The sequence below is a fragment of the Flavobacterium cyanobacteriorum genome (genome assembly GCF_002251835.1).
GTDB lineage: Bacteria > Bacteroidota > Bacteroidia > Flavobacteriales > Flavobacteriaceae > Flavobacterium > Flavobacterium cyanobacteriorum.
The window spans coordinates 58389-75791 of record NZ_NOXV01000304.1 but is presented as its reverse complement, the minus strand read 5'-3'; the positions used below and the strand labels follow the sequence as shown (position 1 = coordinate 75791).

Sequence of the window (17403 nt, the reverse complement as noted above, 5' to 3'; positions counted from 1 at the left end):
TTTGATACAAACCGGCTTTATTCTTTAACAGCTATATTTGAATTATAATCATTGTAAATGGAGTTCATACTGATAAATTCAGGGACTATTCTTTTCATGAGTAGTACTATTTCATGTGGTGAATAAGTATTGGCCAACACAATAAGTTCATCAATATTTGCCTGCAACTCATTGAATTCCTCATAAATTTCGCGGGCTATCATTATTTTCTCATTATGTGTGGGCAATGTTTTGGATGTATCATTAAGAAGTTCTTCATATAGTTTTTCGCCGGGGCGCAAACCTACAATTTTTATTTCAATATCTTTATCGGGCACAAAACCTGCCAGGCGTATCATTTTTTTGGCAAGGTCAATAATCTTTACCGGCTTACCCATATCAAAAATATAAATTTCACCACCTTTACCCATAGATCCTGCTTCAAGTACAAGCTGGCAGGCCTCAGGTATGGTCATAAAATACCTGATGATGTCCGGATGTGTTAGTGTAATAGGGCCTCCCTCCTCTATCTGCTTTGTAAAAAGTGGCACTACAGAACCATTAGAGCCCAGCACATTACCGAATCTGGTTGTAATAAATTTTGTCCCGCACTCGCTCCCGGTAGCCCGAAGATGGTTCTGAAGGGATTGCACGTATTTTTCGGCTATGCGTTTGCTGGCCCCCATTACATTGCTTGGATTTACTGCTTTATCCGTTGATACCATAACAAAACTCCCTGTATTATACTTACACGCCAGGTCAGCGATGGTCTTGGTCCCCAGAACATTAACAAAAATAGCTTGTGAGGGGTTTTCCTCCATAAGTGGTACATGCTTATAAGCCGCCGCATGATAAACCACGTCTGGCTTGAACCTCTCAAAAACGCTCTCCATCATACCTTTGTTTCTTACATCAGAGATGACCGAAAACAATTGTGCATCAGTACGGATTTTTTCTACTTCAAGCCTAAGGTGGTGGAGTGGCGTTTCGGCCTGGTCCAGCATAATCACTTTTTTGGGATTGAACTGTATTACCTGCCTAACAATTTCACTCCCTATAGAGCCGGCAGCCCCGGTTATCAGTACTTTTTTGCCTTTTAACTGGTGTGATATGCTATTGTTATCAAGTACGATAGGTTTCCGTTCCAGAAGGTCCTGTATCTGGAAATTTTTAATTTTTTTTGAGATTTCTTTTTGGTCTTCCCAGTCCGAAACAAGCGGGACTGTATAAACTTTGTAGCTGAACTCGAGGCATTCATCAACTATATTTAGTTTTTCCTCTTTGGTAAGGCTTTTATCCGCCAGGATCAGTGCGTGCGCCCCAAAAACCCTCATTAGGGTTGATGTCCTTTTTTTATGCTGCAAAATGGGAAGCCCCAATATCATTTTTGACTTGTTCTGGCTAAACTTATCTATAAAGCCTACCAGCTTGAACCTGCCCGGCATTTCTGACTTCAGTGCATTTGCGACGGCAATGGCATTAGCATCAGTACCATAGATTATTGCTTTTACAAGCTGGTTGTTGCGGGAACTGTAAAGGTAATTTTCAAAAAATTGCTTTACAAGCACCCTGTAGAGAAAGAGGCAGCTAAAGGAGAAAATAGCATTAATCAGGATGCCAATACTCAAATATACGAGGTGGCCTGTAAAATATTTGTAAATCGTATTGAAAGTAAGTAAAAGGAACGCTGCGGTAAACTGTGAGAAAAATATTTTTACTGCGTCTATATAAGATGAATGGCGGATTATGCCTGAATATGTCCTGAAAACCCTGAAGGTAAACAGGCTTACAAACAGGTATACCGGGATGCTTACAACATAAAGCTTTGGTTTTACATATAGTATACCGGTGCGGTATATAATTACATAGGAAAGTATACCGGTAACAGTAATTACAAGGAGGTCGAGCAGCAAAATAATCCAGCGTGGCAGGTAACCAAGATTATGTATGGTTTGCCACAACTTGGTATTATTAAGCGTATGCTCAATAGCATTGACTATATTGCCTTTTACTTTTCTATTCACTGTTAAATTTTACGTCAAAACCTTATTTGTAAATATACAAAATTTAACATTTAAGGTATGTATAAGAAAAAAAATCACAAAAAATAATTTTCTAAGACCCTTTTTATACGGTGCCTGTCATCATTGGTAAGGTTAGAACCTGATGGCAGGCAGAGCCCGTTTTCAAACAACGTTTCCGATACTTTACCACCATAGTAAGGATATTTTTCAAAAACAGGCTGCAGGTGCATAGGTTTCCACAGTGGCCGTGATTCTATGTTATCTCTTTCCATGGCAAGCCGTAGTCCTTCGCGTGTTTTGCCGTTGCTTTTTTCAGGGTCAATGACAATCGATGTAAGCCAGTAATTGGAATAGTAATTGGGATCCGGCTCTTTATGTAGCGTTACAGCAGGATTAGATGCAAATATACTGCTATAAAAACCATGCATCTCCCTACGCAGGCTGATATGCGCATCAAGCACTTCCATCTGGCCCCTGCCTATCCCCGCGCATATATTACTCATCCTGTAGTTATACCCAACTTCACTGTGCTGGTAATGAGGCGCATTATCCCTGGCCTGGGTTGCCAGGAAAACTGCCTTATCTTTAGTTTCTTTAGTCTTAGTTACTATAGCACCCCCACCAGAAGTAGTAATAATCTTATTTCCATTGAATGATAATATGCCTATATCGCCAAATGTGCCACATTTTTGCCCTTTATAGCTGCTGCCTAATGCTTCGGCGCTGTCTTCAAGTACCGGGATACCATATTTTGCAGCTGTTTTTTTTATTTCATCTGCTTTAAAAGGCATTCCGTATAAATGTACGGCAATAATTGCTTTAGGTTTTTTGCCTTTAGCAGTCCTGTCTTTTATGGCTTCTTCAAGGGCAGCCGGGCATATATTCCAGGTGTCTTTTTCACTGTCGATAAATACAGGGGTAGCGCCCAGGTACATAATAGGGTTAGCCGAAGCGGAAAACGTCATGCTCTGGCAGATAACTTCGTCTCCGGGCTGTATGCCCAGCAGTACCAGCCCTAAGTGTATGGCAGCGGTACCTGAGCTAAGCGCGCCTACAAAAGCACCCTCACCAATATAGTTTTCAATATCCTGCTCAAAACCGGTAACATTTGGGCCAAGCGGCGCCACCCAGTTAGTATCAAATGCTTCACGTACGTATTTCTGCTCATTGCCACCCATATGCGGTGACGAAAGCCATATTTTTGTATTCATATACTTATGTAAGATTATATTTTTATCCTGCTTTAGCCGGTACCCCCATAACACGTGTACCGGGAGGAACGTCATTTAGTATCATTGACTGTCCTCCTACAACAGCATTTTCGCCAATGATAACACCCTGCCTTGTGGACACGCCTATGCCTATTTCGGCTGTTTCTCCAATCTGTGTAAAGCCAGCTAAGTTAACGCCGGGAGCCAGTGTAGCATAGGAAGCAATTTTGCAGTTATGGCCAATGGCACAATTCATGTTGATGATTACAAAATCACCGAGCTGTGTTTCATAATTTACCGAAACCCCAGGATATATTATGATACCCTTTCCTTTCTGTACCTGGGCTGATAACCAGACGTTCCTGGCAATAAGGTTTGGGAAAAAGACATTTTTATCTTTGAGTAAAAGGGCAATCTTTTTTTTAGCAACAGGATTGGCAATACCAATAACAACGTGCAAAGGTGTATCCCCAATATAATTATCAATACTACTGCAGGGCCCCAGCACTGTCCTGCCATACATCATTTTCCCCTGTTTTTCAATATTATCATCAAGGAAGCCGAGCACCCTATAGCCTTGAAAATCAGCAATGTTATAGGAAATATATCCGCCTACATTGCCGGCGCCTATTATTATAAGATCTTTCATTTACTGCAAATACTATTTGTTGTAGTGCACCTGTTAATTTTTCTGAATATTTTCTCCCCAGAAAAAGCAGCCTACTTTTTATGCTGATACGAAGTGAGTACCAGCTTTAGTCCCTTTTTTACGGGCAACTGATACAGCAGCTTACACCAGTTATGGTTGCCTTCTATAAGCTCAGGGCCCTTTTCTGTAATGGCAACGTCCCATCCTACCGACCTGTTGCGTTTATCAAGCAGTGATGCTTTTTTAACCATGGCTATGGTTTCCTGCCAATAGGGGACCTTAAACCCGGTTATGCTTACACCTGTTACGGGATGCACATCTATATCTTCTTTAGTAATATCACTATAAACTCCCGGCCCTTCCACAATACCTGTTTCTGTATTGACAGGAGCTGCTACATTACCGGCTGCCAGGTTATCAACTGCAGAATTAATCGTTATGCGAAGCCTGCAGCCAAGTATAACCACGTTATCTTCGCCATCAAGCTGGGTAAAAATCCTCACTGTATTAAGCCCCGAAGGTGATAAATTATTAAGCTCAGGATGCTGCATCACAAACTCTTCCACATAATCATTATTCATCTCCTTAAGCCTTGCAATCAGGGTATCAGGTGTAAAATCTTTTGCACTACGTACCTCAATCCCCCTGCCGCATTGGCCGGTTGAGCCCTTGAGCACCACTTTGCCTGACATGTTTGCCAGCAGCCTTTCCGCAATATTTTTATCTGCCTGCATCTGCGTGAGAGAAGCGTAATCATGAAGTACAAACTCTTTATAAACTTCCAGAAAACGAAGTTTGTCTTCCAGCACGTCCCTGTATTTTTTAGGGTTCATCTGCAGCTGGTATTCATACATAAAGCCAGTCCCGGCATAGGTATCCCTTACCTGCGGGGTATTCTGGTAAAAACGGAAAAGAAAATAATCTATAAATGATACATTGTACTTTAGCGAGGCTGCTATCATGTCAGCGTATATTTTGGGTTTTGATATACCGTGCTGCCTGTGCACATAATCTACAAACCTGCTGAACTTGGCTTTATCAAGCTCTTTGTAATAATATCCCAGGTACAACAATCTTTTAATCATCAGTTCGTTCCGTTAAATGGCTGTATAGGCCTGTTATCACTCTGGTTTATATCTTTTCGCTGGATAACCTTTATGGCTGTCATCCACAATATTTTTATATCAAGCCAAAGGCTTACGTTGTCTACATAATACACATCAAGCTTAAACTTATCGGTCCAGCTTATGCTGTTGCGGCCGTTTACCTGCGCCCAGCCGGTAATGCCCGGCCTCATTTCGTGCCTGCGCAGCTGCTGTTCGTTATAAAGTGGTATGTATTTAAACAGCAGCGGCCTTGGCCCTACAAGGCTCATATCGCCACTCAGGACATTGATAAGCTGCGGCAACTCATCAACCGATGTTTTCCTGATAAATTTACCCACTCTTGTTATCCTTTCATTATCAGGCAAAAGATTTCCCCGGGCATCCTTGGCGTCTGTCATCGACTTGAATTTTATAATCTTAAATGCTTTTTGATGCTTACCGGGCCGTGTCTGGTAAAAAAACGGGGTGCCTTTATTGGCAAAGGCAATTAATATAGCCGTAATAATAAGTACCGGAGACAACAGCACCAATCCTGTAAACGAGGTAATAATATCGATAAGCCTTTTTATAAAATTTTTATACATCTTTATTAATAACCCTTGTATTCTTTAAGGAGTTCCTGCCATACATTTTCCTGACTGAATTTTGATTTAACAGATTGCCTTGCGTTTACTGAAAGTTTTTCCCTTAGGGCAGAATCTGTATATAATTTTTCCAGCGCCATGTACAACGCCCCAGAATCTTTAACGGGAATAATAAGGCCATTATGCCCATCTGTAATTATTTCATTACATCCGTTAATATCTGTTACTATACATGGCAATCCCATGGCGCCTGCCTGCAGGACTACATTAGGAAAACCTTCCCTGTAGCTGGGAAAGACAAATATATCGCTGCATAACAGATAAGGCCTTATATCATCATGCCTCCCTACAGCCAATATCCCGGGAACATTTTGTATCTGCTTAATTGTTTCCTGACCCAGTACACCATTTTCTTTTTCAAAAGGCCCTACTAGCAGAAGCTTTACATTGTTATAACTACACAAGAGTTTTGTAAAAGCGCCAATTAATTCGTTTATACCTTTTTCCGTGCAGAGCCTGCCCACAAAGGTATAAACAATATCGGCAGGTTTAATACCTAATTCATGTTTTAAATCTTGCTTTAGCTGTATTTTATCGCCGGTATAATCTGTGGAAAAAAATTCGGTATTTATCCCGTTTGAACTGCCATTTGCAATAATTTTCAGTTTATCAGGGCGGCAAAATTTATGTTTTATAATTATATCTTTTAACCCTTTAGAGTTGGGGTAAATTTTATCGGCGCATAAATACGTGATTTTTTCAATATTGTTTAGCAATATCCTTTTTAAGCCTTTTGTACCAAGCAGCGGCATTCCCGCTACGGTATGCATCTTTACCGGTACACCGGCAAATTTAGCCGCAAGCATACCCAAAAGGCCGGCTTTTGGGGTGTGGGTATGGACAATGTAAGGCTTCTCATTTTTTATAAATCTGTATAGTTTAAATAATGTAAGCAAATCATTGAGAGGGCTTATTGTACGTTTCATGTCTATGGCATGCATACGGACACCCTCGCGCAGGGTAACTTCATCAAAGTGTTTTTCATCACGCCCTGTTACACCAATTACATCAAAATGCTCATTCATAAATTTAAGCTGCCCTTTCAGTAAAATATTCATGGAAATAGGTACTGTGGTAATCCTTATAAGCTTTTTCTTCATAGTAAAAGTAATTGCGTCTTTACTTCAGGAGTACATCAAATTCTGACCATATCCTTGAGGCCATTTCCGTATAGGACCTTTTCTTAAATATATATTCCCGGCCTTTTTGAGAAAGGGCATCAGCATTAGCCGGGTCAGATAATATGCTATGCACTGCTTTTGCTATATCTTCAGCTGTAAAATCTATAAGGTGCCCATTACCGTAAGCTTCGTTTACTATATCTTCCTGATCTCTTATTCCTTTTGTAGCGACCACGCAGCAACCTGCGGCAAGATACTCCATGAGTTTTGTTGGCGAAATCTGTTTCAGCAGCCCTGTGTTAGGTATGGCAGCCATACCTATTTTGGTATTTTTTATATTTTCAATAACTTCTTTCCTGGCGACTTTACCGTAAAAGGTAACCAGGTTCTCCGCCCCGATTTTTTTAGTATGCGCTTTAAGGTCAATATCATCCTGCTTATCATGGGACTGCCCCCAAATGTGGAGCTTCAGTGGGCCGTAGGTATCATTATATAATTTTACAGCATCAATAATAATATCAACCCTGCGGCTTTTGGCCAGTGTCCCAATGTAAGTTACATCAAGCTGTTTCTGATTATACGGGATAATATCTTCAAATTCAGAAACTTCAATCCCCATTGGAAAAACAATATATTTATCTGAAAAAGCAGGCCATTTCTGGTCTAAAAAAACTTTCATCTCGTCACTTATTAGCAAGGCCCTGTCGGCATATTTGAGAAACTTCTTCCTTAAAATCAAATCACCCACCGTCTTTATCTTATAAATCATGTTCTTTTTAGAACTCGCAAAAGCATGAAGATGCGATATTTGATGAAAATGCAGCCGTATAATATTTTTTGTTTTCAGATACCATGCCAGGATAAGGTAAACTGGATCGTTCCGGGTATACAGTACATCATACGGCCCGGATTCTTTTACCTTTTTTGTAAATGTAATCAGTTTATGAAACTTATTTATAAAGAAATTGGCAGAGCCTTTTTGAACATATATAAAAGATACATTGTCTTTTTTACTACTTTCTATATTGCTTTTATAGCCTATAAAGGTAATATGACAATTTCTTTTACTTAACGAATTTTCGAGCGTTCCCTGAACAAAAGAATGGTCAGTAGGTATGTCCTTATCAAGCAGTACGGCTACTTTTAATTGTTTTTTATCTAATGAATTAATCATAAACGAAAAGCGGTGTATAACTAAGAAAGGGCTATAGCTTGTAAAATTGTTTGTACCAGGCTACAAATTTAGCAAGGCCAGAACGGATATCCGTAGCAGGCATAAATCCACATGCGGTGGTGAGGTCTGATATATCAGCAAAGGTGGCATATACATCACCTGGCTGCATTGGCTTAAAATTCTTTACAGCTTTTTTACCTATGGCTTCTTCAAGTGCTTCGATGAAATTTATCAGCCTCACAGGTTTATTATTGCCAATATTGTAAAGCCTGTAGGGGGCCGCTACTGAAAAAGCAGGATCAGGTTCTGTGCTGTTATGATTGTTTACCGGCTGGGGGATAACATCTAAAAGTTTTACTATTCCGTCAACAATATCGTCTATATATGTGAAATCACGCATTAAATCACCATTATTAAAAACATCTATAGGCTGACCTTCAAAAATCTTTTTTGTAAAACTGAAATATGCCATATCCGGCCTGCCCCAGGGACCGTAAACGGTAAAAAACCTTAGGCCTGTAGTGGGTATGTTAAAAAGATGGGCATAAGAATGCGCCATCATCTCATTGGATTTTTTTGTGGCGGCATACAGACTCACCGGATGATCTGTATGATGTGACGTAGAAAAGGGCATTTCGCGATTCAGGCCATAAACAGAACTGGAAGATGCATATATAAGGTGTTTAGGCTTATGTACCCTGGTTAGCTCAAGTATATTTATGAATCCCTGGATATTGCTCTCAATATAAGCCTGCGGATTATCAAGCGAATACCGCACACCTGCCTGGGCGGCCAAATGTATTATATAATCAAAATTATGTTCTTTGAAGACATTACTTAGCTGGCTGAGATGGCTTATATCTATTTTATAAAAACTAAAGCCAGGGTATTTTATACTGGTATCCTGGCCGGGTACTATACCGAGTTCCTGCAGCCGTCCGTATTTAAGGCTTATATCATAATAACCGTTAATAGAATCAATGCCTACAACGGTATTATTTTCTTCTAAAAGCCGCCTGGAGAGGTGGTAGCCAATAAAGCCTGCGGCGCCTGTTACTAATATTTTCACAAGGTATCTGTATTAGAATTAATCATTTATGAGAGTATGAAGTCAAGCACTTCACGAGCGGTATTTTCCGTCTTTAACCTGTCTGAAATTTGAGGTGCGTTTTTCATCAACAGCAATCGTTTTGGTTCATCTGTTATGATGTCGTCAATAGCTGCCGCTAATTTATCCGTATTACCATTTTCTACAATTATCCCGTCTACACCGTCGGTAATAATATCCCTTGGGCCGGCTACAAAATCAAAACTTATGCATGGTAATCCTGCAGCCATGGCTTCACATAAGGCATTAGGAAAACCTTCACTGCGTGACGGAATGACAAATATACCTGCCTGCGCATACACTTTGTCAATCTCTTTTACTTTTCCAAGATAGATAATCTTTTCGTGTACCCCAAGTTCCCGGGATAGTTCTTTTAGATATTCCCCGTCTTCGTCGCCTCCGGCAAAAACAAGCTTCCAGTCCTGTGCTTTGATTTTTGCGAAAGCTTCAATAAGCAAGTCAAAACCTTTAAGAGGATCTGCAAAACGGCCAACTGCCAAAATCCATTTATTTCGCCCTACATGGGGGTAAAGCGTCACTTCCCGCAACGCGTTGGGTATAATTTTATATTTCACCTTTGGGCCGTAATATTTGTATTGATGCTCAAAAGCAACGGATGTTTGTGCAATAACACCTGCAGGCGGGTTTAATAATGTTGCCAGTTTATTGATAAATGCCGCATTTTTTTTCCAGCGGAAGAGCGGGCTCGAACGTTCAGAAATTATAATTTTTTTGCGCAATCCCACCAGGGCAATCAAGGTTAAAGAAGCATAGAACTTATTGTAGGCCAATACAGCATCAGGATTGAAGGCGATGATTTTTTTTCGAATCCTGATGATTGTTTTTATGAGGCTAAGTTTTGTTACATTACTCCCGTCGAGTGGTTCGTCATATTCAATATCCGGATTTAGTTTAAAAAAACGGGGATGCCGGAATATAGCCAGGTACAATGTAGTATGTCCCTGTGTACTGATGAAGTTAGCCATAGTAGCCGATGCCCTTTCTATACCGCCCATGTTGATGCAGGGCCCTACAACCGCAATACGCTTTTTGTACACTTAAATAATTTTTTTAATTATCTGCGAATCGTATTCAGGATCATTAATGTCCTGCACATCCCTGCCGCCTTTTGCTTCGCTTGTATATTTGCCCTGGATTTTAGTTTTTGATGTTGCGCCCCTTAAATACCATTCATATTCAATATCCACATTACCAATATCTATGGCCTGGTAGCCTTCTTTGGCCAAATCATATGATAATGCCGTAGCGGTGGGGCCAAGGGCTATGAGTATCAGCTTTGTTTTATCATGTTTGGTGGCTTCATTACACAATTCATCATATTTTGAAAAAGCATGATGCATCGGGGCCAGGATCCTCTCTACCTTTGTGGCATTGCTGAAAAGATTGTTACCGGCTCCCAGGCGGCTTTTTTCGCCTTCTATAAGCAGTACTTCCCTTCCCTCCCATATTTTCATAAGTTTTTCAAAATAGCCTTTGCTGCATGATTTGTCTTCGTAACCGGAATATACGCGGGTCATACTGGCATTATAATATACTTTATTTAAATCAAGGTATTTCCGAAGCCTTGGATATATCCAGGAAATCTGGCTTCTCCATGTGAGCCTGCTTTCTTTTTTAAGATTATTGAGCGAATGATAGCCAATAGGCAGCCCCACTAATATTGCTGAATCATCAGAAATTAAAATCTTTTTCATCTTCTCTGCCAGGCGTGGTTCATATTTTTGGAACGGAAGATTAAGCCTGTCAATTATATATAAGAATTCACCATCGCCAAAACGGGAGATGGAGCATTTTGTTTCGTTGATTTTATCCAGTGTTTCTTCTATGGATTTTACCTGGGGCAAAGGAAAAATTTTTGTTACCAGCGGGTAAGAAGAGGCAAGCAGCAGCTTGACAAATTTTCTTGGTATCTTTAATGCTTTATTGTACCTGATATTCATATATATACAAAGCTGATTACTTCATCCATTTTTTATACCACAACTGGAACATTAACAACCTCCATATAAGTGGCTTGTGAAGGAGCTTGTCTTCCCTGAACTGTTTGACTATCAAAGTTACAAAGCCCGGATTAAAAATTCCTGACTCTTTAATTGCTGCCTCATTTAAATTTTCATCTATCAGGTAAGCCAGTTCCCTTTTTAAATAATCAAAAACAGGCAGGTCAAAACCTACTTTAGGCCTTTCCATTATTTCTTTTGGGATGTATTTATGAGTGATATCCCGCAATAGTTTTTTGTGTGTCAAGCCATCAAATTTATATTCCATAGGCAACTGTGCCGCCCATTCGGCAAGGCGGTGATCCATTAGTGGTTCCCTGCCCTCAAGAGATGCAGACATTGAAGCCCTGTCAACTTTTACCAAAAGGCAGTCTGTAAGGTTCATCTGGTAGTCAATGGCCAGCATAGATGCATATTCAGAATTAAGCCCTTTATAATCTTTAGAAAATATTTTAGGCTTTGAAGCAAAACGCTCTTGAAACAGCAGGTTATTGAGATTGTCGGGAAGCCTCCTGCTTTGATACATAAGCTCCGAAAGACGGTTTTCGGGCGTGGCCGCCCACACCTTGCTAAGGCCTTTGAGCCTGTGCTTGAGGTGATGCTTTTGCCGGGGTATCAGCACATTTATATTTCGGGCTATCGCTGATGACAGTGGCTTAATAACCTCCGGCATTGCATTTATTTCAGCTAACCTCTTGTAGAATTTATTATACCAGGTATATCCGGCAAATAACTCATCCCCTCCGTCTGCTGAGAGTGCTACAGTAACTTTTTCCCGGGCCAGTTCACTAACTAATATGCTGGGTATTGCAGAAATATCTGCAAAAGGTTCATCATAATAATACGGAAGTTTTGGGATAATATGCTGTGCATCTTTATGTGTAGAGTTATAACTGGTGTGGTCTGTCCCTAAATGATCTGCCACTTGTCTGGCATATTTTGATTCATCTATACCATCGGGGAAGCCTATAGTAAATGTTTTTATTTTTTCGGTTTTATCTTTTTGCAGCAAAGCGGTTACAAGGGAACTGTCATACCCGCCGCTCAAAAAGACACCTACAGGCACATCAGCTACCATTCTATAATCACACGATGATTGTATAAGGGATTCTGTAAGTGTTGTAATTTCCTGTGTATCCGCCTTTATAAGTGGTTTTTTAAAATGTTCCAAAAGGTCCCAATAGCGTTGTTCCTGCTTTGTGCCTGTTTTGAGATCATGGACTTCCCAACTTGATGGCGCTAATTTCCGGCAGTTTTCAAAGATTGACTGGTTACCTGTGATATAACCATATTGTACGAAATCATAGACCGCATATTTATTGAGGATTTTTCTAAATCCGGGATGCTTGTGGAATGATTTTAATTCCGATGCGAAAAGCAGCAGCCCGCCTTCTTCATAAATATACAGGGGTTTAATCCCTGCACGGTCCCTGCAAAAATATAGCTTTTGTTCTTTCCTGCTGTAGATAATGAAAACGAACATTCCTATGAACCTGTGCACACACTCCCGCCCCCATTTGATAAAAGCCTTCAATACAACTTCTGTGTCAGAATCTGAATTAAATAAAAATCCTTCCTTTAGGAGTGCGGCTTTTATTTCCTTGTAGTTGTAGACCTCTCCGTTTAGCAAAATTGAATAATCTTCAAAATGCATTGGCTGGTGGCCATTATTGCTAAGGTCAATAATACTGAGGCGGGTGTGCCCAAAACCTACCTGTACATTATTGCCTGTTGTGTAAACTTCAGCCCCATTACCATCAGGCCCCCTATGATGGAGTGTTGCCACCATATCTTTTAGCACTTTCTCGCTACTGCTTCCTTTAAAATCTATAAATCCTGTAATCCCACACATAAACTACTTTTGTTTTTCATAAAGCTCCCCTAAAGCATCCGTACTTATAAACTCAGCTTCAGGCCATTTTTTTTGGATTTTACGTAATAGTACCGAAAACATTTCTAAATTCCTCTTCCTGTTTTCAGGTTCTATTGCCCCGATAAAATTCAGGCGGTGTGTCGAAATTATTGCCGGTTTATTCCAGAAAAATGCCGCATCAATTTTCTTTATACAATTTCCTACCCAATCATAGCTTTTATTTGTAGAGGGCTCAAAATAAGCATTCCTGATAAAATAATACTGCCCAAATTGATTCTTTTCACCCATAGCGGGATATTCCCGTTTATAACCGGCAGACATTTGTGGCACAAACCTGCCACGGAGGCTCTGTATATATTTTACCTCATAATCTTTAGCTACTTTTTCAGCCGAATCATCCCATACATTGCAGGGCGCAATCATAGAAGAAGACCTGTAACCAAAAATTGACTCAAATAATTGCAGGCCGTCTTTTAAGCTTTCCACAACATACTTTTGCTCTTCTGTATTCTTAAAATCAAAAGAAGCCATCAAATTGCTCCTGTCATTTTCTTTACCCTGTATATCCATGCAAAAGACCTTTTCATTAAAAGCGTTTAGCACATCCGTATCGGGTTCCTCAAGAAGCATAAGCCAATGTTTTACATTCAAGTGTTCACGCCCATGGAATTGAGGTTTTATAAAATTGTTGGCCATTCCCTCCTGCACCATTTTCCAGGAACTTTCAGTGCCCGGATACGATTTATATGTTTCAGTAAAAGGCTCATATGAATAAGATGCAAAACCGGAGTCCTTAATTTTGATAAAATCGGGGTTAGCCGTAACAAAATTAGTAGTTATAACCGGATGATTCCCGCTGCTATCCTGAAACTGAATTAGTGTTGTATATAATGCCTCTAAATCTTCAGCAGTTTCAAGAGAGTCATACCTGTTATAAGGATTTTTGTGTAATAAAACGCCTTTGGCTTCGAGCTTCTCATAAACGGCCTTTGAAGGCATGCGGATGCTGCCCCAATCGTCCGATTCAAAAAGAATGACTTTTTTTGATACCGGTTTCCCGGAAATATTGTATAAGTGGTTCCTTACGGAAGCGATACTATTTCTAATCACTGTTATTCATTATATAGTGCAACTGCTTCATAGTTATAAACTCTACATTAGGCCATGTATCAACAATTTTTCCCAGCAGGCAATCCAGTGCTTTAATACCTTTTTCACGATTTTCTGGATTAAGACCTCCTGTAAAAGCCGCACGGTGATTGCTTATTATGGCCGGGCTGTTATTTTTAAAAGCTTCGGCTATATTTTTAAGACAACTGCCTATACTATCAGAATCATCTTGTATATTGGGCTCAAAAACAGCATTACGTGTTACATAAAATTGCTTATGTGTGTTCTTGCTGCCCATGAAATTTAATTTCTTTTTATATCTGTTATTGCCCAAAGGGATTTTTTGCAGCCTGGGAACATCTATCACTTCAATACCGGAATCTTTTAATTCTATCTCAATAGCGGGGCTAAAAATCATAGAAGGAGCCGTAAAGAAAGAAGCCCTGTAATTAAATAAGTTTTCAAATAAATCTAATCCATCTTTAATGATAGCCTTATGGCCCTGTACTTCGGTAGGGCTGTCAATATCAAAAGCACAGTCAAAGCCTTTTTTTATTTCAGGAAGCAAATCTGCATCATCAATAAAATAAAAATGTTCCCTGAATGCTTTAATACTGACTTCATGCCCCGCATGTAAAGCTTTCATCCACCTGTTTATGTTTACGTGTTCACGCCCATGAAATTCCGGCACAAATATATGCTGTGCAATACCCTGCTTATACATTTCATATACTTTATCGCGCCCCTCATATTTACTTAATGTAGTAGTAAAAGGCTCATACGCATATTCTGTAAATGCGCTTTTTTCTATTGTTTCAAAATCAGGGTTTGCCACATTGGTAAGGGCTGTGAATACAGGATGGCAGCCCTTCCTGTCTTTATGCTTTGTGAGGATTTCAAAAAGGCATTCCATGTCTTTATTCGACTCCAGGGTATCAAACCTGTTAAAACGGTTTGAGTCCATAGAAATACCGTTTTTAGATAGATTCTCCCTTGCCTCTGCTGAGGGTACCCTTACACTGCCCCAGTCATCTGAGGTAAAAATAACCAGTTGGCGTTTAGTTTTCCAGCCGGCCAAGTTATATAGTTTATTAAATAAACTTGCTGCTATACCTATAGTTTTTGCCACTATTTGATAAGGTTTAATATTGTACTGTCTGAATCAACAAGGAGGGAAACAGGAACGAAAGGAACAAGCACGAGCATGTTGGTATATTCAAATGTAACCCTTATAAGCACTACAGCGTTAAGTAACAAGAAAATGAGCGATACCTGCCTGAAAACAGTGGGGATTTTTACATTGTTCTGAGAATATAAATGCACATAAAATACACAACTTAGAACCTGGAATACCACGCTAAACCGGTTGGCTATTGCCTCAAGGCCCTGCATAAAATTTACGAAGGCAAAAAAAAGCAGAAGAAAGGAGTACAGGTATTCAGATACTTTATCGAAATTCTTTATCCTGAGTTTGTGATAAATAAGTGACAATATCATAAACAAAGTAGTCCATCTTGCATAAGAATTAATAATGATATTCCTGTTATTCTGATATCCTGCAACCCTTTCGAGGTACTTTTCATGTGTATAGCCCCGCACGGTCTTATCCAGACCGCCTAAGCCTACACCATAGCTTTTAAGCAATGTAGCAGACTGTTCGTAAAAAATAAAAGACAGAATAATCAAAATATAATAAACCCTGTTTTGGCGCCCACACAATTTATAGATATAAAAGAGGCCAACCAGCATTAAAAACCCAAAATGTATAAAAATCGAAAAAGTTAATAACAGTAGATATATGAGTTTTTTTTCGGTAAAATATTTATATAAAGAATAAACAAAAACCAAAAGCCCCAAATAATGGCGGAAGGACAGTATGCGGGATGGAGGCATTATAATAATCAGGAAAGCAATAAAAATAATCCCTGCCGCTGTTTTGTTTTTCTCGTAGAGGCTTAATAACAGTTTGATATTTACCATGAGCATCCACCCTAAAATCAGGGAAAGCACCATGAAATAAATCTTGGTATTATCTGTAAACCTTGTTACAATAAAACTTATGAGGTCCATTACAAAATCGGGCTTAGTACCTTCTTCAGAATAAAGCCCGCTTACAATATTAAAAAAATCGCCAAACGGCTTGGTCGCTGTTAATTTAAAGGACTCCGCATGCCGATAAGAGTCTGACATCTCGTTAAATATAAAGGTGTAGCCAAATAATCCGAAGAAGAGGATAATTATTACCCTGGAATATTTATACCCCAAGTTTTTAAATGAGACAATCAAGGCAAGAAGTGGCCATATAAAAAACAGGATATAGGCCCAGGCAGTATTTTGTTTTTCTATGGAATTGTAATTTACCCTCATTGTAGTTGTTCAATTGAAGAGACCTCCAGTATATGTTCGGTAGGGTTCTGTATATTAATATAGCTCAACATAATTCCCCGATTCTGGAGCATGGGGTATAGCCAGTAAAACCTGCATGAAGGATTGTCTATTAATGATGCTGTTGACCAGAAACTCAGTACGATAGAATGTTTAAGCTGCGCAATATATAATTCTGCAGGATAGGTTTCTGATATTATAGTTGCATTTAATGCCTTAAATTTTTCCACATGATCATAATCAGTCAGCGGATGTAGTTTTATGACCAGTTTATAATGCGGAAATTTTAGTTTGATTTGTTCTAATAAATCAATTTCAAAGTTATAAATATCCTGATTGTTTAGTGGCTGGTTTATAAAAAAAATAACATTATTAAAAATTTCCTCATTGCTTGTTGAGAATTTAAAATACCGGCTCACCAAATGTTTTGAATTTTCAGATTCAAGAACTTTTACTTCTTTAGTAACAATATTCCTAAAATTTAAAAAAGCCTTTGGAAAATGTATATATATAAGGCTTATTTCTTTTAGGTTAGCATATTCAAGGCTTGGATAATGAAAAAAATAAGAAAGCCTGTTACCTTTTATAAATTTATAAAACTTAATTGCGGTTTTTAAGCTCCAGCGGGGAGTCATCCTTCTGGTATTTGAATAAGGCTTAAGGCCATCCGGAGCTAATACTATCCGAGTATTCTTCAGGGCAAGTTTTCTAGAAAGATATATTGCCAGGAAAGAATGATGGTTAAACATGACAAACCTGCTGAAACCGGTTCTCGAAATTGTATGTACGGCTTTGAACAGCTCTTCATTAAACGTATTACTGTTTTCATCGTACCGGATTACAATATAATTAAGGTTTGGCAAGAGGTGTATATCTTTTTGGAACTGGAACCTCCTTTTGGAATAATCTTCCGTTTGATATATTATAATGTCATACTTTGTAGCATCAGCAAAATTATCTGCAATGATGGTTAATGCTACCATCATATGGTATTCAGT

General features: G+C 39.2%; 15 protein-coding genes. All 15 read right to left on the bottom strand.

The window, feature by feature from the left end; all coding sequences use genetic code 11:
- Positions 1-17 precede the first annotated feature (17 nt).
- A complete protein-coding gene (locus tag CHU92_RS14695; protein ID WP_243389618.1) occupies positions 18-2003 on the bottom strand; it encodes a polysaccharide biosynthesis protein in 1986 nt (661 codons plus the stop codon).
- A gap of 74 nt (positions 2004-2077) precedes the next feature.
- Positions 2078-3214 (bottom strand): DegT/DnrJ/EryC1/StrS family aminotransferase, encoded by a 1137-nt coding sequence (locus CHU92_RS14690; protein WP_094416883.1) that lies wholly within the window; start codon positions 3212-3214, stop codon positions 2078-2080.
- Between the two features lie 22 nt (positions 3215-3236).
- Positions 3237-3863: a NeuD/PglB/VioB family sugar acetyltransferase gene (locus CHU92_RS14685; RefSeq protein ID WP_094416881.1), complete on the bottom strand. Its 627-nt coding sequence runs from the start codon at positions 3861-3863 to the stop codon at positions 3237-3239.
- 71 nt (positions 3864-3934) lie between these two features.
- The gene (locus tag CHU92_RS14680) at positions 3935-4948 is read right to left on the bottom strand and encodes a sugar-transfer associated ATP-grasp domain-containing protein (RefSeq protein ID WP_094416879.1); all 1014 of its coding nucleotides are present in this window, start codon (positions 4946-4948) and stop codon (positions 3935-3937) included.
- Positions 4948-5553, bottom strand: coding sequence for a sugar transferase (locus CHU92_RS14675; protein WP_094416877.1), 606 nt, complete (start codon positions 5551-5553; stop codon positions 4948-4950). Before CHU92_RS14675 ends, CHU92_RS14680 begins: the two co-directional genes overlap by 1 nt.
- A 5-nt stretch (positions 5554-5558) precedes the next feature.
- Positions 5559-6713, bottom strand: coding sequence for a glycosyltransferase family 4 protein (locus CHU92_RS14670; protein WP_094416875.1), 1155 nt, complete (start codon positions 6711-6713; stop codon positions 5559-5561).
- Positions 6714-6732: 19 nt separating this feature from the next.
- Entirely contained in the window at positions 6733-7908 is a 1176-nt protein-coding gene (locus tag CHU92_RS14665) for a glycosyltransferase family 4 protein (RefSeq protein ID WP_094416873.1), read from the bottom strand.
- A gap of 31 nt (positions 7909-7939) precedes the next feature.
- The gene (locus tag CHU92_RS14660) at positions 7940-8977 is read right to left on the bottom strand and encodes an NAD-dependent epimerase (protein ID WP_094416871.1); all 1038 of its coding nucleotides are present in this window, start codon (positions 8975-8977) and stop codon (positions 7940-7942) included.
- A 26-nt stretch (positions 8978-9003) separates the two neighbouring features.
- Entirely contained in the window at positions 9004-10074 is a 1071-nt protein-coding gene (locus CHU92_RS14655; RefSeq protein WP_094416869.1) for a glycosyltransferase, read from the bottom strand.
- Positions 10075-10977 (bottom strand): SP_1767 family glycosyltransferase, encoded by a 903-nt coding sequence (locus CHU92_RS14650; RefSeq protein WP_094416867.1) that lies wholly within the window; start codon positions 10975-10977, stop codon positions 10075-10077.
- A gap of 16 nt (positions 10978-10993) precedes the next feature.
- Positions 10994-12889, bottom strand: a complete 1896-nt coding sequence (asnB, locus tag CHU92_RS14645; RefSeq protein WP_094416865.1) for an asparagine synthase (glutamine-hydrolyzing) — start codon at positions 12887-12889, stop codon at positions 10994-10996.
- 3 nt (positions 12890-12892) lie between these two features.
- Positions 12893-14020: a hypothetical protein gene (locus CHU92_RS14640; RefSeq protein WP_094416863.1), complete on the bottom strand. Its 1128-nt coding sequence runs from the start codon at positions 14018-14020 to the stop codon at positions 12893-12895.
- Positions 14013-15149, bottom strand: a complete 1137-nt coding sequence (locus CHU92_RS14635; RefSeq protein WP_129583104.1) for a hypothetical protein — start codon at positions 15147-15149, stop codon at positions 14013-14015. The genes CHU92_RS14640 and CHU92_RS14635 overlap by 8 nt, the downstream gene beginning before the upstream one ends.
- Positions 15149-16387: an EpsG family protein gene (locus CHU92_RS14630; RefSeq protein ID WP_094416859.1), complete on the bottom strand. Its 1239-nt coding sequence runs from the start codon at positions 16385-16387 to the stop codon at positions 15149-15151. The genes CHU92_RS14635 and CHU92_RS14630 overlap by 1 nt, the downstream gene beginning before the upstream one ends.
- Positions 16384-17391 (bottom strand): hypothetical protein, encoded by a 1008-nt coding sequence (locus CHU92_RS14625; RefSeq protein WP_094416857.1) that lies wholly within the window; start codon positions 17389-17391, stop codon positions 16384-16386. The genes CHU92_RS14630 and CHU92_RS14625 overlap by 4 nt, the downstream gene beginning before the upstream one ends.
- Between the last annotated feature and the right edge of the window lie 12 nt (positions 17392-17403).

Coding starts and splice junctions, on each gene's coding strand:
- CHU92_RS14675 (WP_094416877.1), bottom strand. CDS start 5,553: ATGTATAAAAATTTTATAAAAAGGCTTATCGATATTATTACCTCGTTT.
- CHU92_RS14650 (WP_094416867.1), bottom strand. CDS start 10,977: ATGAATATCAGGTACAATAAAGCATTAAAGATACCAAGAAAATTTGTC.
- CHU92_RS14680 (WP_094416879.1), bottom strand. CDS start 4,948: ATGATTAAAAGATTGTTGTACCTGGGATATTATTACAAAGAGCTTGAT.
- CHU92_RS14670 (WP_094416875.1), bottom strand. CDS start 6,713: ATGAAGAAAAAGCTTATAAGGATTACCACAGTACCTATTTCCATGAAT.
- asnB (WP_094416865.1), bottom strand. CDS start 12,889: ATGTGTGGGATTACAGGATTTATAGATTTTAAAGGAAGCAGTAGCGAG.
- CHU92_RS14690 (WP_094416883.1), bottom strand. CDS start 3,214: ATGAATACAAAAATATGGCTTTCGTCACCGCATATGGGTGGCAATGAG.
- CHU92_RS14685 (WP_094416881.1), bottom strand. CDS start 3,863: ATGAAAGATCTTATAATAATAGGCGCCGGCAATGTAGGCGGATATATT.
- CHU92_RS14630 (WP_094416859.1), bottom strand. CDS start 16,387: ATGAGGGTAAATTACAATTCCATAGAAAAACAAAATACTGCCTGGGCC.
- CHU92_RS14665 (WP_094416873.1), bottom strand. CDS start 7,908: ATGATTAATTCATTAGATAAAAAACAATTAAAAGTAGCCGTACTGCTT.
- CHU92_RS14625 (WP_094416857.1), bottom strand. CDS start 17,391: ATGATGGTAGCATTAACCATCATTGCAGATAATTTTGCTGATGCTACA.